Annotated in this window: 22 protein-coding genes and 1 pseudogene; 9 read left to right on the forward strand and 14 right to left on the reverse strand. The window is 40.8% G+C overall.

Features of this window, described 5'->3' with window-relative positions; genetic code table 11:
• Window positions 1-48 precede the first annotated feature (48 nt).
• From BB427_RS08735 to BB427_RS08755, 6 genes are all read left to right on the forward strand, one after another.
• A complete protein-coding gene (locus tag BB427_RS08735) occupies window positions 49-765 on the forward strand; it encodes an aspartate/glutamate racemase family protein (RefSeq protein ID WP_069020353.1) in 717 nt (238 codons plus the stop codon).
• A 110-nt stretch (window positions 766-875) separates the two neighbouring features.
• Window positions 876-1,100 carry a DUF4177 domain-containing protein gene (locus tag BB427_RS08740; RefSeq protein ID WP_010369821.1) on the forward strand — a complete coding sequence of 75 codons (225 nt, stop codon included), beginning with the start codon at window positions 876-878 and terminating at the stop codon, window positions 1,098-1,100.
• Window positions 1,093-1,317, forward strand: coding sequence for a membrane protein insertion efficiency factor YidD (gene yidD, locus BB427_RS23845; protein ID WP_083229856.1), 225 nt, complete (start codon window positions 1,093-1,095; stop codon window positions 1,315-1,317). Before BB427_RS08740 ends, yidD begins: the two co-directional genes overlap by 8 nt.
• A 19-nt stretch (window positions 1,318-1,336) precedes the next feature.
• Entirely contained in the window at window positions 1,337-1,723 is a 387-nt protein-coding gene (locus BB427_RS08745) for a membrane protein (RefSeq protein WP_045988345.1), read from the forward strand.
• Window positions 1,686-2,459 carry a M48 family metallopeptidase gene (locus tag BB427_RS08750; protein WP_069020355.1) on the forward strand — a complete coding sequence of 258 codons (774 nt, stop codon included), beginning with the start codon at window positions 1,686-1,688 and terminating at the stop codon, window positions 2,457-2,459. Before BB427_RS08745 ends, BB427_RS08750 begins: the two co-directional genes overlap by 38 nt.
• A 157-nt stretch (window positions 2,460-2,616) precedes the next feature.
• A complete protein-coding gene (locus tag BB427_RS08755; RefSeq protein ID WP_069020357.1) occupies window positions 2,617-3,588 on the forward strand; it encodes a transposase in 972 nt (323 codons plus the stop codon).
• A 66-nt stretch (window positions 3,589-3,654) separates the two neighbouring features.
• On the opposite strand, the gene BB427_RS08760 is transcribed toward BB427_RS08755, so the two are convergent.
• The 4 genes from BB427_RS08760 to BB427_RS08775 form a co-directional block, all read right to left on the reverse strand.
• Complete coding sequence (locus BB427_RS08760; protein WP_069020359.1) at window positions 3,655-4,848, reverse strand: serine hydrolase domain-containing protein; 1,194 nt, start codon at window positions 4,846-4,848, stop codon at window positions 3,655-3,657.
• A gap of 297 nt (window positions 4,849-5,145) precedes the next feature.
• Window positions 5,146-6,189 carry a ribosome small subunit-dependent GTPase A gene (rsgA, locus tag BB427_RS08765; protein WP_069020361.1) on the reverse strand — a complete coding sequence of 348 codons (1,044 nt, stop codon included), beginning with the start codon at window positions 6,187-6,189 and terminating at the stop codon, window positions 5,146-5,148.
• Window positions 6,190-6,580: 391 nt separating this feature from the next.
• Complete coding sequence (locus tag BB427_RS08770; protein ID WP_069020363.1) at window positions 6,581-7,735, reverse strand: iron-containing alcohol dehydrogenase; 1,155 nt, start codon at window positions 7,733-7,735, stop codon at window positions 6,581-6,583.
• Between the two features lie 10 nt (window positions 7,736-7,745).
• On the reverse strand, window positions 7,746-8,609 hold the full coding sequence (locus tag BB427_RS08775; RefSeq protein WP_069020366.1) for a type 1 glutamine amidotransferase domain-containing protein: 864 nt from the start codon (window positions 8,607-8,609) through the stop codon (window positions 7,746-7,748).
• A 110-nt stretch (window positions 8,610-8,719) separates the two neighbouring features.
• Between BB427_RS08775 and BB427_RS08780 the strand changes: the two genes are divergently transcribed.
• Window positions 8,720-9,619 carry a LysR family transcriptional regulator gene (locus tag BB427_RS08780; protein WP_069020368.1) on the forward strand — a complete coding sequence of 300 codons (900 nt, stop codon included), beginning with the start codon at window positions 8,720-8,722 and terminating at the stop codon, window positions 9,617-9,619.
• A gap of 88 nt (window positions 9,620-9,707) precedes the next feature.
• Window positions 9,708-9,941 carry a hypothetical protein gene (locus BB427_RS08785; RefSeq protein ID WP_010369844.1) on the forward strand — a complete coding sequence of 78 codons (234 nt, stop codon included), beginning with the start codon at window positions 9,708-9,710 and terminating at the stop codon, window positions 9,939-9,941.
• 154 nt (window positions 9,942-10,095) lie between these two features.
• On the opposite strand, the gene BB427_RS08790 is transcribed toward BB427_RS08785, so the two are convergent.
• From BB427_RS08790 to BB427_RS08835, 10 genes and pseudogenes are all read right to left on the reverse strand, one after another.
• Window positions 10,096-10,587, reverse strand: a complete 492-nt coding sequence (locus BB427_RS08790; protein ID WP_069020370.1) for a DUF7000 family protein — start codon at window positions 10,585-10,587, stop codon at window positions 10,096-10,098.
• Between the two features lie 962 nt (window positions 10,588-11,549).
• Window positions 11,550-12,923 carry an AAA family ATPase gene (locus BB427_RS08795; RefSeq protein ID WP_069020372.1) on the reverse strand — a complete coding sequence of 458 codons (1,374 nt, stop codon included), beginning with the start codon at window positions 12,921-12,923 and terminating at the stop codon, window positions 11,550-11,552.
• 1 nt (window position 12,924) lies between these two features.
• A complete protein-coding gene (locus BB427_RS08800; protein ID WP_175401265.1) occupies window positions 12,925-13,791 on the reverse strand; it encodes a reverse transcriptase family protein in 867 nt (288 codons plus the stop codon).
• A gap of 543 nt (window positions 13,792-14,334) precedes the next feature.
• A complete protein-coding gene (locus BB427_RS08805) occupies window positions 14,335-15,207 on the reverse strand; it encodes a helix-turn-helix domain-containing protein (RefSeq protein WP_069020376.1) in 873 nt (290 codons plus the stop codon).
• Between the two features lie 57 nt (window positions 15,208-15,264).
• On the reverse strand, window positions 15,265-16,134 hold the full coding sequence (locus BB427_RS08810) for a helix-turn-helix domain-containing protein (RefSeq protein WP_069020378.1): 870 nt from the start codon (window positions 16,132-16,134) through the stop codon (window positions 15,265-15,267).
• Window positions 16,135-16,179: 45 nt separating this feature from the next.
• Complete coding sequence (locus BB427_RS08815) at window positions 16,180-17,043, reverse strand: helix-turn-helix domain-containing protein (RefSeq protein WP_069020380.1); 864 nt, start codon at window positions 17,041-17,043, stop codon at window positions 16,180-16,182.
• Between the two features lie 46 nt (window positions 17,044-17,089).
• Window positions 17,090-17,953: a helix-turn-helix domain-containing protein gene (locus BB427_RS08820; protein WP_069020382.1), complete on the reverse strand. Its 864-nt coding sequence runs from the start codon at window positions 17,951-17,953 to the stop codon at window positions 17,090-17,092.
• A gap of 225 nt (window positions 17,954-18,178) precedes the next feature.
• Window positions 18,179-18,799, reverse strand: a complete 621-nt coding sequence (locus tag BB427_RS08825; protein WP_069020384.1) for a hypothetical protein — start codon at window positions 18,797-18,799, stop codon at window positions 18,179-18,181.
• Window positions 18,800-18,948: 149 nt separating this feature from the next.
• Window positions 18,949-19,221: pseudogene (locus BB427_RS08830) on the reverse strand (helix-turn-helix domain-containing protein); the annotation flags it as partial.
• A gap of 271 nt (window positions 19,222-19,492) precedes the next feature.
• Window positions 19,493-20,368 (reverse strand): helix-turn-helix domain-containing protein, encoded by an 876-nt coding sequence (locus BB427_RS08835; RefSeq protein WP_069020386.1) that lies wholly within the window; start codon window positions 20,366-20,368, stop codon window positions 19,493-19,495.
• Between the two features lie 865 nt (window positions 20,369-21,233).
• Here BB427_RS08835 and BB427_RS08840 point away from each other — a divergent pair.
• On the forward strand, window positions 21,234-22,094 hold the full coding sequence (locus BB427_RS08840; protein ID WP_010603697.1) for an alpha/beta fold hydrolase: 861 nt from the start codon (window positions 21,234-21,236) through the stop codon (window positions 22,092-22,094).

A 22,094-nucleotide genomic window follows, 5' to 3' on the forward strand; every position in this document is an offset into this window, starting at 1 on the left:
TCCAGATCCGTTATTGTCGTTATTATCAGCAAATAACGAGTAATCACTATGAAACAACTTGGGCTAATTGGCGGTATGAGTTGGGAGTCAACACAAAGCTACTATCAGCTTATCAATCAAACCGTTAAAGCAAAGCTTGGCGGGCTACACAGTGCTAAGCTTTGCTTGTATAGCATCGACTTTGCCGAAATTGCTGAGCTTCAAGCTGCTGGTGATTGGCAAAAAATGACGACCATTTTGGCAGGTGCTGCTACTTCGTTGAAGCTTGCAGGCTCTGATGCCATTGTGATCTGTACCAACACCATGCATAAAATTTCAGATGAAATTAGCGCAGCGTCAGGCTTACCGGTACTGCATATTGCCGACGCAACCGCGAAGCGACTTAAAGATGACGGCGTAAAACGCATCGCGCTATTGGGTACGAAATTTACGATGCAGCAAGACTTTTATAAAGCACGATTGCAAGACCTTCACGGCATTGAGGTCATAACACCTAATTGCGACCAACAAACTTTAGTTCACCACATAATTTATGACGAATTATGTCGCGGTGAAGTCAACGCAAGCTCAAGGCAAACTTATCTAGACATCATCGATGCACTCTATCAACAAGGGGCTGAAGGGGTAATTTTAGGTTGCACAGAAATAGGTTTGCTCGTTCAACAAGTGCATACTCAAGTCCCTCTTTATGACACGACCAAACTTCATGCTGAAGCCGTTGTAGAGTGGTCACTTGGGGTAACATCTTGCTTTATTCATGAGTAATATCAAACTTTGTTGTAATTAAAAAAATAACAACGAAATCGCTATTGTCGCGATTACTTGGCTACTATAGAATTAAATCTCACTTATTCTAATTAAATCAGGGATGTATTATGACCCAATACGACGAATATAAAGTTATCCATGTAGTTGAAGGTGGCTGCGGCACATTATTACTTGGCTCAAGTGGATTACCGTTAAAAAAGCTTGAAGCAACTTTAAATATGGAAGCGCAAGATGGTTGGCAGCTTGTTTTCCAAGTTATCGAAAACAAACGCTTTATGCTATTTTGGAGCCGCGAAGCCGTGATCTTAACACTTGGTCGTAAACGTGCTTAAACGCTTTGCTCTGTCTGCCATTCGCCGCTACCAAGCGAATGGTGGAGCAAAAGCCCACTTCAATATAAGTTGTAATTTTACGCCGTCATGTTCTGAATATACCTATCAAGCAATCGAAAAATACGGCTTCTTTAAAGGCGTGCGTATCGGTTTTTGTCGGATCAGGCGCTGCAATGATCCAGATTGTATTGAAGTAAAATCAGATCCCCTACCATAACCTAATCCTAGGAGTTTGCATGGACGAAATAGCATTAAGAGAACAAGAAGAAGCATTGAGAAATCAAGTTGCTCAGCTAAGTCCTGAAGCGCGCAAGCAGTACTACCAACTAGAAGAACAGCTAGTAAAAGATCCTGATACATACGCCGTACTCAATTACTTCTTTGCCGCTGGTTTACATCACTTTTATCTGGGTAAAACTGCACGTGGTGCTATTAATCTAACCTTGATGCTAATAGGGCTTGCGCTTATTCTCTTTTATGGCTGGATACTGCTAATTTTAGTGTGCTTAATTGAGCTACCTCAGTTATTTAATAGCCAAAAAATAGTGAGAAAATACAACATCGATGTGATGCGAGAAGTGCTAGATGAGCTCAAAGATACACAGCAGAATCAAACAATCTAAAGAAACGCAGTGGCTTTGGATTATAGCGGCCACGGTTGTGGTCGTTTTATTTAGTGGTTATCAGTTTTATACCAAAGGCGTGCCTTACTTCGCTGAAGAGATCTCAGCCGCACTGCCCAAACAAATCTACCAAATCATCGACGAGGGTAGCCTAAACGAGCTAGATAACTCGGAATTTTCTGAATCAAAAATAAGTGAAATCAAGCAGCAAGAGACTCGAGCCTTATTTGTCTCATTGCTTGGCGCCAATGCATCGAGTGAACGTGAATTTAAACTTGAATTTAGGCAATGGAAAGATAAAGCCAATGCCATGGCACTGGCCAATGGTAGCATTGTGATCACCGATAACATGGTCGAACTGGCATCGACTCAGCAAGAACTTAGCGCAGTGTTACTCCACGAGATTGGCCATGTGGAGCATAATCACGTCATGGAATCGCTTGTAAGCTCCTCTATCGTATTTGTCAGTTTGAGTGTCGTACTGGGTGACATCTCTGCGCTCTCAGATCTTATGATGCAGGGCGCAATGTTAGGTATCAACCAAAATTACTCTCAACAAGCTGAGCTCGAGGCTGATTTGTACGCGCACAACAAGCTAATGGCGCTGTATGGTAATAATGATGCTATGATCTCTATATTCGAAAAACTCGCCAAGGAAAGCGACGAACAGCACAGTTGGTTAAGTACGCACCCAAGCTTTGAGCAACGCATTGAGCAGCTGCGACAAAAGCCATGATCCTTACAGGTTAAAGTGGGTGTCTTGTTAAATTCTGCTCAGCACAAGCTTTTAAAACAGCTTTTAAAAAGACACCCACCCATTTAGTATTTCATTTGTTAAATTGACTAAGACAATCTACTCTTAACATACATTCAAAGGATTGAAGGTATCTATTATGGCCACTGCACGCTGCCGACAAATTTGTCTATCAGAGACCAAATTTTATCACTGTATTTCTCGCTGTGTTAGGCAAGCCTACCTTTGCGGTCAGGATATAGCCACTGGGCGCTCTTACGAACATCGCAGGGATTGGGTTGAAGAAAAGCTACTCGCCCTTAAAAAAACGTTTTGCATTGATGTCTGTGCATATGCGGTTATGAATAACCACACCCATATAGTTCTACACGTTGATATTCAAAAAGCCAAACGTCTAACTGACAAAGCTATTATCATTCGCTGGCACAAGCAGTTTAAAGGCAGTTGGCTCACACATAAGTTTATTCGTAATGAGCCATTATCAGATGCGGAAAGGTCAATACTTGATAATACTATCAATATATATCGATCGCGCATTACCTGTATCAGCTGGTTTATGAGAACACTTAATGAGTATATTGCACGACGAGCAAATCAAGAGGACCAATGTACAGGTCGGTTTTGGGAGGGGCGCTTCAAATCACAAGCACTACTTGATGAAGCTGCACTTGCTGCGTGCATGGCTTATGTTGACCTAAATCCCATTCGCGCTAACCTAGCTAAGCTACCTGAAGAATCTAAATACACGAGTGTAAAAAAGCGTATTGAATTAGCCAAACAAGGAAAGCAACCTCGCTCACTACTCCGATTTACTGGCAATCCGAGAAAGCATATGCCTAAAGGTATACCACTTGAGCTGTCATCATATCTCGAACTGGTCGAACTCACAGGGCGTTGCATACGAAGTGACAAAATAGGTTACATCAAAAACAAACAACCGATTTTAGACAGGTTAAATCTAACCTCTAAGAACTGGATAACCCTGACAACACAATTTAGTACTGTGATCCATGGAGCTGCAGGTAGCTCAGCAGCAAAGCAAAAATATTGTGATTCGCTCTCAATTCAACGGCGTTCAAATATATCCAATTGTGTAGCACTTTTTGGTTAATCATCAAATCAATTAATAATTGAGAACCTAGACCAATTGCACCTTAGCGAGAAGCAATATGCTTACTTATTCATGCATCCATAATGCAGGCCAATCATAAATTTCAGAAATGGCTCTAGAGATTTCATGGATTAATTGAAAGCCATTGTCTGAGTTTGTCATAACGACAAAACCTCGGCCAACACTAGCAAAAGACACGGCATAGCAAGTATACCCGGCATTCCCGCCACTATGTCTAAATCTAAAAGCGTTACCTTCTCCATCGAGTCCTATTCCAGTACCACCAGCACCGGGAACTCTAGTAAGCATGACTTTCGCAAAATGTGGCGATAATAAGCTTTCTTCATCACCACGATAGGACTTACCTAGAGCAATCATAAATAATGCTAAATCAGAAGGAGTACTCCATAACCCCGCAGCTGCCTTTTCAGGATATAGCCGATAACCTCCAGCGATCATATTTGCTTGTAAATCATGACCTTTAGCAACTCTATATTGAGGCAGATTCAGCGACGCTAACTTAAAAGAGCTGTTATTCATGCTTAGGGGCTTTAATACCTGCTTTTCCATTAACTCAGAGAATGACAGCTCACTACTATCTTCCATCAACAGTTGCAAAACTGTCATGCCACCACCTGAATAAAATTCAGACTTCCCTGGTGTTTGAAAGACTCTAACTGATGGGGAATTACTCAACTCACTCCCTTGTAAAACCTGTACGAGCGAAGGAGTTTTTTGGTTTCTGCCATAACCAGCGAACCCTTGTACATTGAGCCCTGAAGTGTGACTCATAATTCGACTGGGTGTCACTTTATTTTCTTTAGTAAATTTATTATTGGGGATCTGCCAGCGTGTAAGCTTACTGTTTACATCTTCATGTAGTCCAAAACGACCTAGCTCTATCATCTTAAAAGCACCAAAGCTCGTTACAGCTTTAGAAATAGAAGCAGCCTGAAACAGCGTATCCGGCGTTACATTCACTTTTGAGTACTCATCTGTAACTCCGTAACCTTTCGACCAAAGAATATGATTATTATCAAAAACAGTAATGCTAACCGCAGGGACTCGGTATGTGCTCATTCTGGATTGAAGTGTACTCGCTGTTTCACTACTCACTCCGCTATCATTAATTTCGCGAATACTCTGCTCGAATACTCGTTGTTTATTTACATAATCTGGTGCTACAGCTTCCAACTTTTGTTCTGCACAACTCGCCACTGTAACCAGAGCTGCCACCAGTGTGATTTTCATGACTCTCATATATCAGCCTTAATATTCAAACGCTAAAATATTATTGTCGTATTGAGGTCTTAAAAAGTTTGCTTTGACGACAATTAAGTTTCAAACATCAAACTAACTGTAGCGCCCGTATTGTTGGCATATGCAGACACCCACTTTATCGTCACAGTTTAAAAATGGGTGTCTTTTTAATGTTTTTAACTTATTACCTCAAAAGATAAAGTGGGTGTCTCTTTAGCCGTACTTTAGCGTAGAAAAACGAAACCAAAGTGGAGCGAGTCCACATTGGTTTAAGATAAACAGAACTAGCTAGACTGCTCAGTAGCCCTTTTTTAGTCTTCTAGTATCGCTTTGTACAAAACGATACTTCTTTGCAAGTGCTCTTTCCTTGTCTCTCTTATCTTTTAGGCTGACGTTGTTTCTTTGATGTTCACTTCTTAGTTTTATGAAGTTGTTGAAGCGCCTAACTTCAAGTTCTCCACTCTCTATCGCTTGCTGAACAGCACATCCGGGCTCATTTTGATGCGAGCAATCACTGAAACGGCAGGCGCTTTCTAACGCTTCAATTTCTGCAAACGTTTTACTGATCCCTTGTTGGCAGTCGGCTAGTTGGATCTCTCTCATTCCTGGCGTATCGAGCAACACTGAGCCATTGTCCATAAAATGTAACGAGCGAGCAGTTGTTGTGTGCCGCCCTTTTGCATCATCTTCACGGATTGAACCGGTGAGCTGTTCTTTACACCCTAACAGCGTGTTCACCAAGCTGGACTTACCCACACCAGAAGAACCTACAAATGACAACGTTTTTCCCGTGCTACACCAAGCTTTTAGGCACTCAACGGAGCTCGGTTCCAACGCATTAATCGCTTCGACTGTCAAAAATGGGTCCAACTCCTGAACAAGTTGTACTTGCTGTTGCCAACCGTCAACCAAATCCTTCTTAGTCAAAACAACAATTGGCTCCACTTGCGCTTCATTAGCCAGTGCTAAGTAACGTTCGATCCGGTTTAGATTAAAATCCTGATTTAGCGAGCAAACAATAAACAGGCTATCGATATTTGCGGCTATCAATTGCTCCGCGACTTTACTGCCAGCAGCTTTCCTTGAAATAACCGATTTGCGGGATAATAGCCTAATAAATTGATAATTTTCATCCAACAAAACCCAATCACCAACCGTCATACTAGGCAGTGATATATGAGTAGCTAAAGAAATTTGCCGTGATTGCAACTGGATTAAATAATTACTTCTGTGGTGCGCTATCACGCGGCCAAGATTTGATGATTCCAGTTCTGTTAGTGTCAGTTGCTGTTGAAAAAATGCTTGCCAACCAAGCTGTGTTGGCGAATAAGATGTATTCATTATAAAATCTCAAAAATGCAGAAAGACTGCAAAAATCAAGCAGGGTTAATGAATATCATTGACCCCGGAGAAGCCCGTTAGGCATCACACCGGGTAAAAGGAGTAAAAATTTAGAAGAGACGAAAATTAGCGTCTACTAATCACACCTAGCTACAACTTTTACCGGGTGGCTCAATAAAACAATCATCAAATTCTCCTTAAACTTTTTTGAATACTGCCGTAGATTAGCACTGAAGATAGGCGAGGTAAACCAAGTATTTCACGCAACCAATTTCAATAATAGATTAAAGTTTTGTGTTTAAAGCGATATCAATCACGCAATTTTTGTATGTTATCTGGGCTAAAATAAGAGCAGACGCTGATCCGCCTGCTCTTGTGATTTTAATAAGCTTTACAACGCAAGCATCAAAATCTCTTTCGCCTTCGCTAAATCAATATCGCCGTGCTCACCTAGCGCCGTCATGCCGTTCTTTTCTAGATTAGCGATAACTTCTTGTACTGCTTTTTCGTCTAATTGGTAATCAGCTAAACGCGTTTGCACCGCCATCGACTCAAAAAAGTCTTGAACTGCTTTTATCGTTTGGTCAATTTGCTGTGCTTCGTCTGCGACTGTAATACCAAATACACGCTCACCAAGTTGCTTGATTTTCTCGGCTTTTTTGTCTCGTTGCACATACATCACCGCAGGTAATACAATCGCAAGCGTTTGCGCGTGGTCAAGGTTATACAATGCCGTTAGCTCATGACCAATCATATGCGTCGACCAATCCTGTGGTACGCCTTGACCAATAAGGCCATTTAGCGCCATAGTTGCAGACCACATAACGTTTGCTCTTACATCATAATTGTTAGGCTCGCTTAACGCCTTTGGCCCTTCGCTGATAAGCGTTTGTAAAATACCTTCTGCGAATCTGTCTTGCAGTGGCGCATTTACTGGATATGTTAAATACTGCTCAATCACGTGAACAAACGCATCCACTACCCCATTACTCACTTGGCGAGGCGGCAGTGAATAGGTGTATTCTGGATCGAGTACCGCAAACTGCGGCTGTACCGTCGGTGACGAAAACGCACGCTTTTGCGAAGTTGCCTTTTTAGTAACTACTGAGTTGCCGTTACTCTCAGAGCCAGTCGCAGGTAAAGTAAGTACAGCACCAATCGGCAATGGGTTGCTAAAGCTTGCGCCTTTTACCAAAATATCCCAAGGCTCACCGTCAAAATTAAAAGCTGCCGCCACAAACTTTGCGCCGTCAATAACACTGCCGCCGCCAACCGCAAGAATAAAGTTCACATCGTTTTGCTTTGCTGTCGCGACCGCTTGCATTAGTGTTTCATATGTTGGGTTTGGCTCCACACCACCAAATTCCACAACCTCAACACCTGTCAGCGCACTCATTGCTTGGTCGTATACCCCATTGTTTTTAATCGAGCCGCCACCGTACAGTAGCAGCACCTTTGCAGCCTCCGGTAATCGTGAGGTGATTTCACGCATTTGGCCTTTACCAAAAAGAATTTCGGTTTGATTTTTAAATACAAAATTAAGCATGCTCAATTCCTTACTGTTTAATATTCGGTTCTTTCGCTAACATTTCTAGCAGCTTTTCTGCTAGTAATGAGTCTGAAAACGGGTTTTGTCCTGTAATTAGCTCTCTATCAACAACCACTTTTGGCTGCCATGCATTTGCAAACTGCATTTTTCCTCCAGCCTGAGACATAGCTGCTGCTGGGTAAAAGTTGAGCTTTTCGCCATTTAACGTGCTTTCAAATACCTGTTCTTCTGGGTTCGAAAATATCGTCATTTGATATCCGTCATAAATCCAGTTTTTCGCTTGAACAGGTGACTGTGTTGTTAAACTCTTATAATACGCTTTTGGTTCACTTTGTGCCGACAGCAACGTAATTGGGCCGTGGCAAATCGCGGCTGTTGGTTTATTCTCACGGTTAAAATGGCGCAAAATTTCACCCACCTGCGGATTATTCGCCAAGTCAATTAACGGTGCGTGTCCGCCTGGAATAAATACCGCATCAAATTCGTCTAACCCCGCAGCAAGGATCTCGCTAAAACTTGCGGTATCATTAATATCAGGCAGGTTAGCAATAAATTTTTTGATGCTTTGTAATTTAGTCTCATCACCGCCAAAGTAATCAACCCTCACTGATTTTTGATCAACAGCAGGGGCATTGCCTTTTGGTGTTGCTAATACCAGTTTATATCCAGCATCCACCAATGCCTTTGCAGGTATACCGAACTCATTGAGGTAGTAACCTGTTTCTATTGTCTCACCACCGGCAAGTTCCATCGAGGTTTCGCTCGAAAGTAACACTAACACCTCACCTTCACTTGCATGAGCGCTAAGCGTAAGTGCTGCACCCAATAACGATGACACCCAGCCCAACGTATTCACTATACCCTTTTTCATCCCGGCTCCTCATACCAGTTCAATATCGACGAGTTTAGGCGATTTGCGGACAAAGGAGAATTCGGATAAATTGGTAGGAGCAATCAGAATATTTATGGCTCAAGTATTTTATGTCTCATCTCACCCAACTAAAAACCTTTGTGGAAGTATACCGCTGCAAAAATATCACCAAAGCAGCGGCCAACTTGGGGATGTCGCAGCCGGCTGTCACGGCACATATTCAAACCATGGAAGCGGTAGTAGGAAAAGCCCTGTTTGAACGCCAAGCACGAGGGGTAAAGCCAACGCCAACAGCACATGACTTAGCGCTGCAGGTATCTGGTCATATCGATATTTTAGAGCAGAAGATCACCTCAATTCGAGCACGCTCCAACGCGGTATTTGGCACACTAAATATTGCCGGCCCCGCGGAGTATTTAAGCTTTGTCTCCGGTCCACAAATCGCCAACTTATTGCAAGCGGGCAACATTAACGTGGTCCTTCATATTGGCAATAAAATTAACATTTTCGACGCACTAATAAACGACACCGCAGACATCGCCATTGCCGCCTCTGCGCCAGATCCCACAACCTTTGACTATCTCGTTCTAGACAAAGAGCAATTGTGGCTAGTGATGAACCGTTTAGAGGGCCGAGAAATTCAAGACAACGATATTACCGCCGACTTACTCTCAAGCTATAACGTCGTCACGTACGATCAAGACTTACCTTTGGTTAGACAATACTTTGACCGTGTATTTAATGCGAGCTGCAACTCTAATGTCATCGCTATTTGTCCAGACATTAGAGCAATTGCTAACATCATTCGCTCTGGAATAGGTTACTCCGTCCTCCCCGATTATCTCTGCCGAGATCTCATAAAAGCAGGTGAACTGATCCAACTTGGCCCCGTAGGCCCTGAAAACAATATCTATTTGGTGTGGAAAAAGGGCGCGTTAAAACACCCTCGTATTGCCTTTGCGAAAGATGTGATCTCCGCCTTTGCTAATATTAATTATCTTTCGAATTAAAAAGTTGTAAAAAAATTATTTTCCGCAGATTTCTGCTGAGAATTTCTGTTACCTTGCTGTAAATTAAAAGAGACGGGTTGGAACAACAATGGACTATCAAAGCCAATATCGTGACTTAACTATTTATTACGACGCACTAAAAAAAGCAACAAAGCAAAGTGAAGCGGTACCAGACACCACAGAAAAATGGCTGGCACTCGTAGAAACGACCTTATTTGAACTACAAGAGCTTGCCCATATGGAAAAGGCTTATATGCAAAAATCAAGAACGATGAATAACCTAATTGAGTTGGTGTATTCCAGTGCCCCAAGCATGGACTAGCAACTAAAGGTTATTGCTGTTGAGTTTTGCATTGACAAGAGTGCTACTACTAGCACTCTTTTTTTGCTAGAAATAGAGTTAAAGTTTGAAAAGAAATTAGCAACTTAAGCTTTACGGCGCAGATAACCTGCGAAAACTCAGAATGTTATGTGTGCTACTGATAAGCCTTCAATGTAGCAAAGATCTCCTCAGACAGTTCAGCAAACACACCATGGATCCGCTCTGATAGCACTTTTACATTGTCGAAATCAGGGTCAGCAAGCATTAGAATTTCAAAGATTGACCACTCAGGCATAACCTCTTGATTCACCCATTTGATACCCTGTAACTTTGTCCAATATTCAATTTGAACATCCTTTGTTTGCCCAAGGAGCCAAAGTTCGAATTGCACCTCTTGATGGTTCAACACTACTGCCAATTTGAGTTTGTGTTTTTTAAGGTAATCGTTTTGCAGATAAAAGTATGTAAAGTCAATATATCCGTGTAACACGTTTGCGACTGTAAACTGGCCTTTATACTGCTTACTGAATTCAGCTCTGAGACTTTGAACAATAGAGACGAGATCCTTATAGGTTCTCTGCATTTCGCCACTTGCAAATGCCATTTTATAGGCAGGAATTCGAGCACTAAGACTTTTATTAGACATGTTGTCCTCTGAGTTTTTCAGGCACATAGACAAAATGACCCACGCACGAAGCTAGCTTTGCAAGGAGCCTGAGTCATCATCAAATTGTCAGATATCATATCAAACTATCAAAGTCGAATGGTGCTTCATATACGCCAAGCTAGGGTGTAAGTAAAAGAAGCGGGCTGTTTTGAACTATTGGCATAACTATAGTGCTAAGTTATACTTAATAAGTCAGACAAGAGGTGTATTTATGGCTGTTACTTCGGTGAAAAAAGCAAAAATGTTCAAACATTTATACCTAAAATGAGCAACTTTGAAATAAGCGCTAAATACGAAGGTCTAAGCTTTAAAAAAGAGAGCGTGAGCAAATCAATTGCTGATTTAAAAGCAAAATATGCGAGATAAATCTTTAACAAAAATACCCTTCACATTGACACGAAAATCACAGACCCCCACCACAAATTTCAAATTTTCATTTTCCTAAAACATCAATGCAATTAGTGATGGGTGTCATCCATCGCATCCGCCGCTTGATGGGAAACGAGTTTGGGCTGATAAGAATTTTGTGACAAGAATTTTGTTCAAATCTAAACCGACAGCCACCGATAGGAAAGTGGGTAACAGTCAGAGCAAACCTGAGCTAGTATAATAAGCTGTGATAGCAGCTATTATTCCTGCACAACCACCAAAAAACCTCCTAAGGAGGACAGCAAGTTTACTAACCCCAAGTAATTAGCCAGATCAAAGTCGCCACTGGCTACTAGAATCGATGCACCAAATATACCTATGCACAAGCAAACTAAACATAGTATTAAAACGGCAAAATTGTTGATATCGGGTATCTCCAAGCTTAAGGGTAACAAAACTATTTGGTTGAAATAAAACCCAAATAGTCTCTGGCTACAAACAATCCAATACAATTCAAAAGTGGAACATTAATTGCGCAGCCTCACTTAAAGAGGTGACGTACAATTTTGTGGTTATCTCGGGTCAAGAAAATCGATCAATGATTGCTTAAATAGCCGAACACCATCGGGGTTTAATTCTTGCAGGTAAGAATAAATAGCCTCTTTTGACATAAGTTGCTTACCCGCATGCACCCTGATTAGTTTCTTAAATACGTTCTTTGCCCTACTTGATTCACCTTTTCCTTCAATTGACTTAACCCTCGGGAGCCTTGCGTCTTCACTCAAATAGTGTTCATAAATGACTTTCTCAATGCTAGCAAATGGCAAAAAGAAAACTTTTTTATTATCTTTATCATAGCCTTTGCCTTTCAGATCACCGTCTAATACAGCTATTACGTTATCTGGCTCAGAAAGAAACTTGCCAACTTCATTTCGATCCATAAGGTCAACAACTTGAGTGCCTCCCCCAATACGGATAATTTGGTACCTAAAGAACGGATGTGTACCATCAGTTGACAGTAAATACTTCATGTACTCTTCTAGACACTCATCTTCGGTTAATATGTATCTGTCAAACCCGATAAACCCGTACATAACACTTTTTATGAAGTTGTAAGAACGCGGTGATAATGAAACTGAATTGCCTTGGTCGGTGCTCTCCATGTAGTAAAGTTCGCCTTTTTCCAGCGTTTTCATTAGTGCTAAGGAGTGGGTTGTGAACACTATATTTATTCCATACTGTGTACAGTACTCTCTCAGAAGTCCAACAAGGTTAACTTGAGCGCTAGCATCTAGAGATATATCAATCTCATCAATTACAATGAGTTTTTTTCGGCGAAGCATTTGTTTGTATAAATTTATAACAAAGTACTCACCCGAACTGAAATAATCTTCGCGGATATAGAATCGCTCTTTTTCATCTTTAAGAATGAAATAATAAATATTCTTTTTTATTTCAACCTGCTTTAAATTTTCAAATCTTTGGTCACCATAAACCTTTTCTAAGAAAGCGATCAGTTCTTCTGGTCTAGTGTATGTGCCAACAGAAATGTTTGCTCTGAGATCTTCGTCAATATCTGCCAAACGCCTAAAGTGATTAAACCTTTCACCATGAGGGATAGGAAGTTCTACGTTTATCATAGAACGCACATGGTCAGGAATATGCTGCTTGCTATCAATGCTCTTTAAAAAGCGATTGTATGTAAACTCTATCGCGCCAACTCCTTCAATTTCATAGTTTATAGAGCTTTCTGAGGTAAAAATGTATGGAGCGGCGGTTTCTTGGAATGTATTGTTAACAGATAAGTTTTTAATAGCCCTTATTAGAGTCGTTTTTCCCATACCGTTTTTACCTGCAATGCAAGTCAGTTTATTTTCGGACAAATCAAACGTAACTTGCTGCCTAGCAAGGTGCTGAACATTATTGATAGTTATTGTTACTTTCAAGTTAGGTCACCGACTTCCGAATAAACATATCGATCACAGTATTCCCGTATTTTCTTCTAAGTTTTGCAACATACTGTTTATCCATCGCATTAAACGCTATAAGCTTGCCAGACAACATACCGATTGCTTTTTCTCTGATCGTCTTATCATCCGTTTCTGGCGTTTTACTATCAGCGCATTTTTTAAAGAAATCCTCAAACTTCTGATCATCCGTCAAGAAGAAGTACAGTAGCGACTCTACTTCTTTTTTATCCGCACTAGGGATTGTCACAACACCATTAGGTAAAATGTTGAACCCTAGTATTTTAAAGCTATGCCCAACTTTATGGGTCTTTGTCTTGGTTTTGTTGATACAAAGAGTATTATTTACGTGCTCGGTGAGTAAATTATCAATGACCGTTTCTATTGATTCCGTAAAGTCGTTTACACTCCCAGAAACAATTAGATCATCTGAGTACCTTGTATACTTGAGTTCATTAGCTTCACAGTATGCTTCTAATGCATTATCAAATCTAAACAAGCAGATATTGCTTAATAGTGGAGAGGTAGAGAAACCAGCAGGAATATGATCATCAATGACAACTAAATCAACAATCTTCTCGATGAACAAATCAATGTCGGATACTGGTGCATTCGACAGCTGACTTTTCAAAGCTGTCATCACATCGTCACGGTGAATATTATTGAAAAACTTAGATAAATCAGTTTGAAATATATAGTTGCTGTGTGAATGTATTTCTACTGCATCACGGGTGCTAACCCCTTTCCTGTAGGAGAAAACAACATTAGTATTGCAGTCAGCAAACTCAAGGATGGTTTTGTTAATAAAGCGGTGCACCTGCTTCAATTTTGCTGAAGGAGCATACACTAGCCTCTTTCTGAGATTTATAGTTTTAAACTCATGGTTTACGTCTAAACGCAAAAAGTCATCGAATGACATTTTGTCATGGAACGTCGAACTAAATATATCCTTTAGACTTCGTTTAGTGCTTTTATCGTTCAACGCGCTAATTCCCCAATTACTGGCCTTTTTACTTTTCTACACTTTACAACTTAGGAACCTTTTGAGCTAGTCATACTACAAGATAATAAAGACAAATATATAAAGATTGGCACAATGAAGATTAGCGAATAAATACTTGGTTGGATTAATTGAAAAAGTAGTAGGTCTGGTGAATCTGATAAATGATAGTAATAGAAAGAGTTACTATTCCGCGTAGAACTCACAATCACAAAGAGTATCTACACGGACGTAACATGAATCATAGCCTGTAGTGACCTTGCAAAATGACCGGAGATGCTCCTAGTCGCATGGTATGTGTTTAGGATATGAGGTTTGAGAGGTAATTGCAAGTGATCCGCTTAGTTGTATCTGCAACTGCCCCAGCTTTAGTTCGGCTTGTTAGTAGAATCATACAGCCCCAAGATACCCAACTTGTAGCGGAGCATTTCTTCGAGCTATAAACCCGATATAAAGTACTGCGACACACAGCAACATAGGCACTGATTTCAAGTAAGCAAAATAGTCATAAAAAAAGGTTACTTCCCAGAACACCTTTGCGGTTTCTTCGTTTATACCCATTCTATCTAGGTTACGGAGAAAGTTTTCCATCAAGGCAAAAAAATCTATTAACGCTAAGGTCAAAACTAAGAAATGTAATGGCCCCTCTGCATAGTTTCTTTCAAACACTGAGGCACTTTTTCCTCGGGTAAGTAACACCGCAAAAGCCATCCGATGTTTTAGTAAAAAGAGTAATAAAAGGCTGAGTGAGAGCTGAATTGAAAACGCAAATATATTTTCTATAAAGTAGCTTTCCACAACAGGGAAGATCGCGATGCGAAGCATGTATATCGCTACAATTGCAAGAAAGTAAGGCACTGCAAAGCATAACGTCAGTAGCTGACTATTTTTGTCTTTGTAAGAGTAAAAGAACAAAACCAACAATAAGATAAATAAAGTGGACTCAAAAATAATTACGCCAAAAGCCGAGCCCAAGATAAGTGTAAGAATACTGCCTTTGTCCTTCATATTGTCTGGATACAGTCGTGAGAGCGCTTCGGTATCATCTAAAATATCGGCAAGCTTGACTCTACAGAGGTCAGCAAACTTCATTAACGTACCAAGCTTAAAAGAACTAACACCATTGAGGTAGTTGTCTAGCGTTCGCATGCCAATCCCGAGGTGCCGACATATATCTTCTCGCGACATCCCGCGTTTATGCTTAAGACCCTTTATTAATAGTCCTATACGCTGGCTTACTTCGTACTCTTCTGGCGTTTGCATCGCCTCGCGATCCTTCTATATAAACTGTTATTAATACTGAATTCGTTATTGCTAAAGTTACAGTGTAGCTCTAACTTGTAGCGGCGCATTTCTTCGCGCGATAAACCCTACATAAAGTAAAGCGATGCAGAGAAAAATTGGGATTGCCTTGAGGTACTCGAAATAATCATAAAAGAATCTCACCTCCCAAAATACCTTTGCTGTTTCCTCACTAACCCCCAAGCGCTCTAAATTTCGAATAAAATTTTCCATTAGAGCCAAAAAATCGATAAGTGCTAACGTCATTGCCAAAAGATAAATTGGGGCCTCTATACCATTCTTTTCGAATACAGATGCAGATCTTCCCTGAGTTAAAAATACACTAATCGTCATTCTATGTTTAAGTAAAAACAGTAACATGAGACTAAGAGTTAACTGCAGTCCAAAAGCATAAATATTCTCGATATAATAGCTTTCAACCGCTGGGAAAATAATGAACTTCAAGAGATATGCGACAGCGACCTCAAGTGCATAAATAAAAAGGAAAATGCCTGTGATAGTTTGACTATTCTTATCTTTGTAACAGCAAAAAAACAAAAATAATAGAAGGAGGAATACGATAGATTCGAAAATAAGAAAATACCCAGCAATAGATCCCAAGATAAGCGTAAGAATACTGCCTTTGTCCTTCATATTGTCTGGATACAGTCGTGAGAGCGCTTCGGTATCATCTAAAATATCAGCGAGTTTAACTCTGCAGAGATCGGCAAACTTCATTAACGTACCAAGCTTAAAAGAGCTAACGCCATTAAGGTAGTTGTCTAGCGTTCGCATGCCAATCCCGAGGTGGCGACATATATCTTCTCGTGACATCCCGCGTTTATGCTTGAGGCCCTTTATCAATAGCCCTATGCGCTGGCTTACTTCGTATTCTTCTGGCGTTTGCATCGACCTACCATTTCCTTATTCCGTGATTTACTTATCGACTTATTATTACGCGCTTTGGGGCTGCTGCGTATTTCTTTTCCGTGCGAGTATTCCTGCATAGAGGAGTACTAAACTAAGTAATAATGGTACGGCCTTAAGATACCTAAAGTAATCGTAAAAAAAGGTTAACTCCCAGAATATTTTAGCTTTCTCCTCGTCGATTCCTAATCGTTCCAGATTACGAATAAAGTTCTCCATTAACGCCAAAAAGTCTATAGCAACTAGCAGCGTAGCCAAAAAGTAGAGAGGAGTTTCAATAAGGCTTTTTTCGAAAACAGCTGCCGATTTTCCGCGGGTAACCAATACCGAGAACATCAACCTGTACTTGAGCAGAAGGAATAGTAACAGACTTAATGATAGGTGTAGCGAATATGCGTATACGTTCTGCATATAATAGTTTTCAGCTGCTGGAAAAGCGACATAGTTTAGCCAGTAGCCACCAATATTAGTTAGCACGTAGACCACAACAAAAATAGCAACTATGCATTGATTGTTTTTATCTTTGTATGAGTAGCAAAGCAGTAAAATTAGTAAAACTAAGAAAACGGATTCAAAGAGCATAACGGAAGCAAGAGAACCCAAAAGCAAGGCTAGAATACTGCCTTTGTCCTTCATATTGTCTGGATATAGTCTTGAGAGCGCTTCGGTATCATCTAAAATATCAGCGAGTTTAACTCTGCAGAGATCGGCAAACTTCATTAACGTACCAAGCTTGAAGGAACTAACGCCATTAAGATAGTTGTCTAGCGTTCGCATGCCAATCCCGAGGTGGCGGCATATATCTTCTCGAGACATCCCGCGTTTATGCTTAAGGCCCTTTATTAGTAGCCCTATACGCTGGCTTACTTCGTACTCTTCTGGCGTTTGCATCGCCTCGCTATCCTTCTATTTCCGTGATTTACTTATCGACTTATTACTACGCACTTTGGGGCTGCTGCGTATTTCTTTTCCGTGCGAGTATTCCTGCATAGAGGAGTACTAAACTGAGTAAGATCGGCGGGGCTTTAATATATTCGTAATAATCATAAAAGAAAGTTAATTCCCAGAATGTTTTAGCGAAATCTTCATCCATACCGATATGCTCTAAGTTGCGAATAAAATTTTCCATCAATGCGCAAAAATCAATGAGCGCTATCATCATTGCTAGGAAGCACAGAGGTGCCTCTATAGGGTTTTTCTCGAAGACATCTTCAGACTTGCCTCGCGTGATAAATACAGCAAATTTCATTCTATATTTAAGTAAAATGAATAAAAGTAAGCTTAAAGACAAGTTAGTTGAGAAAGCATAAATATTTTGATAGAAGACATTAGTAACCACGGGAAAAAGAACAAAATGCAGCCAGTAGTTAGCTACATTCGTTAATATATAAACAGTGACAAAAATTGCGACCATGCATTGACTGTTTTTGTCCTTATATGAATAGCAAAGCAGCCCAATTAATAAAAGCAAGAAAACCGACTCGAACAGCATAGCGGTTGTACCTAAGCCAAAAAGCAATGTAAGAATACTACCTTTGTCCTTCATATTGTCTGGATATAGTCGCGAGAGCGCTTCAGTATCATCTAAAATATCGGCAAGCTTGACTCTGCAGAGGTCGGCAAACTTCATTAACGTACCAAGCTTAAAAGAGCTAACACCATTGAGATAGTTGTCTAGCGTTCGCATGCCAATCCCGAGGTGGCGACATATATCTTCTCGCGACATCCCACGTTTATGCTTTAGACCTTTTATTAGTAGCCCTATGCGCTGGCTTACTTCGTACTCTTCTGGCGTTTGCATCGCCCCACATTTCCCTTTAACCAAACCACAAAATTAACCCAAACATTACATTTTGTTTAATATAAAGACAAGTGGAATAACACTAACTTATGAAAAAGCGTACACTTTCAAGTAGATGATAATAACGTATCTATAATGGTTATCAGAGAAGGATACTTTGGAACATATTGGAACATAAAAGCGAGCGCAATACCGGAAACATACTGCGCGCCCCTGAACCTCTGACTAACTCTGGATTGGTTGTCTCTTGGTTCGTACCACCAAGCCTACATAAAGCATTGTTACACACAACAACATAGGCACTGCTTTCAGGTACGGAAAATAGTCGAAAAAGAAAGTAACGTCCCAAAAAGTCTTCGCTAACTCTTCATTCACTCCTAAATGCTCTAAATTGCGAAGAAAGTTTTCCATCAAAGCCATGAAATCGATAAATACCAGTAACATTACTAAGAGATATAGAGGACCTTCGACATGATTTTTTTCAAATACTGATGCACTTTTGCCTCTAGTAATCAAAACAGCGATTGTCATTCGATGCCTGAGTAAGAACAACAATAATAGGCTTAAAGTTAACTGGATTCCAAAAGCGTAAATGTTCTCTACATAGTAGCTTTCTACCGCTGGAATAATAACATACGTTATAAAGTAAACCATCACGGTATCGAGGGCAAAAGTTATAGCAAAAATTAGGGTTAACAGTAGACTATTTTCATCTTCCCTTGATAAGAAAACAAGCGCAAAAAGTAGCCCACAAGTAATTGGCTCAAATATTGTTGACCCTGCAAAAAAAGCTAGCAATAGCGCAGCGACACTAGTTAACAACGATAAATTAAACAGACTTCTCATGCGTTCAACCTTGGCTTTTTTCTTCCGGCGGCGTAGATTCCGCTTGCTGATTTTTAGGCCCGCTTCCAGTTACAAGACCTGCTCCAGATATTAATTTGCACAATGAGCGACTAAGGGCTATTTTTATCGGCTTTTTCTGTGCAGCCTTCATTGTTCTTTTCCTCATGTTTTTCTCCATACAGGCCTGAGAGCTTATCTGTATCTTCTAAAATATCTGATAACTTTACTTTACAGATTTCAGCAAACCGAAGCAATGTCCCAAGCTTAAAGGAGCTAGAGCCATTTAAATAGTTATCAAGGGTCCTGTCACCCACACCTAAACGCCGGCTAACCTCTTCTCGGGTCATCCCTTTTTTGCGCTTTAGCCCTCGTATCAGTCGGCCGATACGTTGGCTTACCTCGTATTCTTCTGGCGTCTGCATCGCCCCACCATATCTCTCAATCACCCCAACCAAGTTAACCAAAAGTTTACATCCAGTTAAATATAAAGACAAGTAGATGACAGTACTATTTTTAGGTGCACACTAGCAAAAAAACCTAAAACAGAAACAAACTTATCATTATATTTGAATTTTTGGTATCAATTGATTCAAGCAACCCTCGCTAAACCTGCTTATTTGTTGTTTTGCAGACCATTAAAATCAATAATTAAAAACACACAGACTTCTCTATTTTTATGTGAAAATCTTCACATTATTGTGTAGGCGCAGCATTTGCTTTATTTAAAACCTGCTTACGGCGCGCTGTTATTCCTGCGTATAAAACAAACATACAGAGCAGATAAGGCACGGCCTTTATATAAGCAAAGTAATCATAAATAAAGGTCAGCTCCCAAAATGGTTTGGCAACTTCTTCATTTATACCTAAACGCTCTAGGTTACGGATAAAGTTTTCCATCAATGCAGCAAAATCAATCAAAGCTAAAGTGCATGCGAGTGCATAAAGCGGCGCATCTACTTGGTTCTTCTCAAAAATGCTGGCTGAATTCCCTTTGGTAAACCACGCACCTAAAAACATTCTGTATTTGATCATTAGCGCAAGAAGCAAACTCAGTAAAAGTTGAGTTGCAAAAGCATAGATATTTTCAATGTAATAGCTTTCAATAGCTGGGAAGACGACATAATTCAACCAGTATGCAACAACGATTTCTAACGAAAAAGCAAATATAAAAATTGCAACAATGCTTTGGCTATTCTTGTCATTTCGCGCATAAAACAATAACAAAATAAGAAAAGCAAATAAGGTAAATTCAAGGACCAAAACGCCGACAAAATAGCCCGTAAATAACAAAAAGATATTGCCTTTGTCTTTAATATTCTCAGGATACAAGCGCTTCAGTGCCTCGGTATCATCCAAAATATCAGCCAGCTTTACCTTGCAAAGATCCGCAAACTTTAACAATGTCCCAAGTTTAAATGAGCTCACTCCGTTTAAGTAATTGTCTAACGTGCGCGAGCCTATACCTAAACGTTTACAGACATCTTCTCGGGTCATACCTCTGGTTCGCTTTAACCCAAGTATTAACCTACCTATCCGCTGGCTTACCTCATATTCCTCTGGCGTTTGCATCTGTCCACCATTGTTTTACGTTAGCTCCCTTGAAATTAACCCAAACATTACATTTAGTTAAATATAAAGACAAGCTTCTCTCGATAAATTGCAATGAAAAAACAATAAAACACTCAATACTCCGCCAACTTTACGTAATTTGAAACATTTTCATCGTTTTTCACACTTAACCGTTCTTTAAAGACAAACCTTATTGAGGGTACACCCTTCATAGCCCTGAGCAATCCGCAGCCGGCGTTTTATAAAGATCGCTGGGTGAACCAGCTCCTACGAGGAAGTGTGGAGTCAGTATAAAGTGCTTTGTGCAGCGGTTGGTGCCTTATAAAGATCGCTGGGTGAACCAGCTCCTACGCGGTGGTGTGGAGTAAGTATAAAGTGCTTTGTGCAGCGGTTGGTGCCTTATAAAGATCGCTGGGTAAACCAGCACCTACGCGGTGGTGTGGAGTCCGTATAAGGTGCTTTGGCAGCGGTTGGTGCCTTATAAAAATCGCTGGGTGAACCAGCTCCTACGCGGAGGTGTGGAGTCAGTATAAGGTGCTTTGTGTAGCGGTTGGTACGTGGTAAAGATCGCTGGGTGAACCAGCTCCTACGAGGTGGTGTGGAGTCCGTATAAGGTGCTTTGGCGCGTTGGTGCCTTATAAAGATCGCAGGGTGAACCAGCTCCTACGCGGGGTGTGGAGTCCGTATAAGGTGCTTTGTGCAGCGGTTGGTGCTTGGTAAAGATCGCTGGGTAAACCAGCTCTTACATGGGGGTGTATCGCTCGGTAAACCAGCTGCAATATTAAAAGGTGATTGTTATGCTTTACAAAAAAGTACAACTGTTCTATTTTAATAAAAGTACAAGTGTTCTTTTTTAGAGGTCAGGATGAAATTCAGCTACTTTAACGACAAAGACGGGTCGCTTATTACCAAGATAAGCCGGGGTGTCACAGGGCTTATGTGCACGCTTGCGCCACCTATTACTTCGAGGTTAGGTCAGGTACTACTGATGAGCCCGCATGGTAAGCGTCAATATCAGTTTAAAAATAAAAAACCCAATGGTGAGTTCAATATTCTGACCTCGCTTGGTCGCGTTCATGTAAACGTGTTTGGCCTTGGTCCGAAGACCGTTGTATTAAGTCATGGTTGGGCCGATAACAGCAGTTGCTTTGATACCTTGATCCCAGAACTCGTTGCGGCGGGATTTTGCGTTGTGGCGATTGATCATGTTGGTCATGGACAATCTCATGGTAAGCAAGCCCATTTGCTGGCTTTTGTTGAAGCGCTGGATACTCTGATTGAGAAGCTAGAAGCCGATCGCCATGATATCGTGGCTTTGGTGGGGCATTCTATGGGCGCTGTGGCGCTGATGAACTTACCGGATTATCGCCTAGAAAATCGTGTGGTTATTAATGTTGCAACTCCCGTGCAGTTTTTTGAGCTGATGTTTGAGCGCGTCGCGCGAGCGGGCATTTCTGAAAAAATGCTGCACCAAGTGTTAGGCGCTATCACCACAAGGTATGGCACGCATTGGCATTTGATCCGAGATAAATTCCACGACGGTGTACTTAAATTCAAGCCGACATTTATTCACGACACCGAGGACCGATTTGCGCCATTTGAACACGTAGAGTCGCTTATCGCTGCCACTCCTGAGCGTTTAATCCAAACCTCAGGCCTTGGACATCGCCGCATTTTAGGCGATACTGGCGTTATTCAACGTATTACTCAAAGAATAACTGCATAA

It is taken from the genome of Pseudoalteromonas sp. BMB (assembly GCF_001709235.1).
Taxonomy (GTDB): Bacteria; Pseudomonadota; Gammaproteobacteria; order Enterobacterales; family Alteromonadaceae; genus Pseudoalteromonas; species Pseudoalteromonas maricaloris.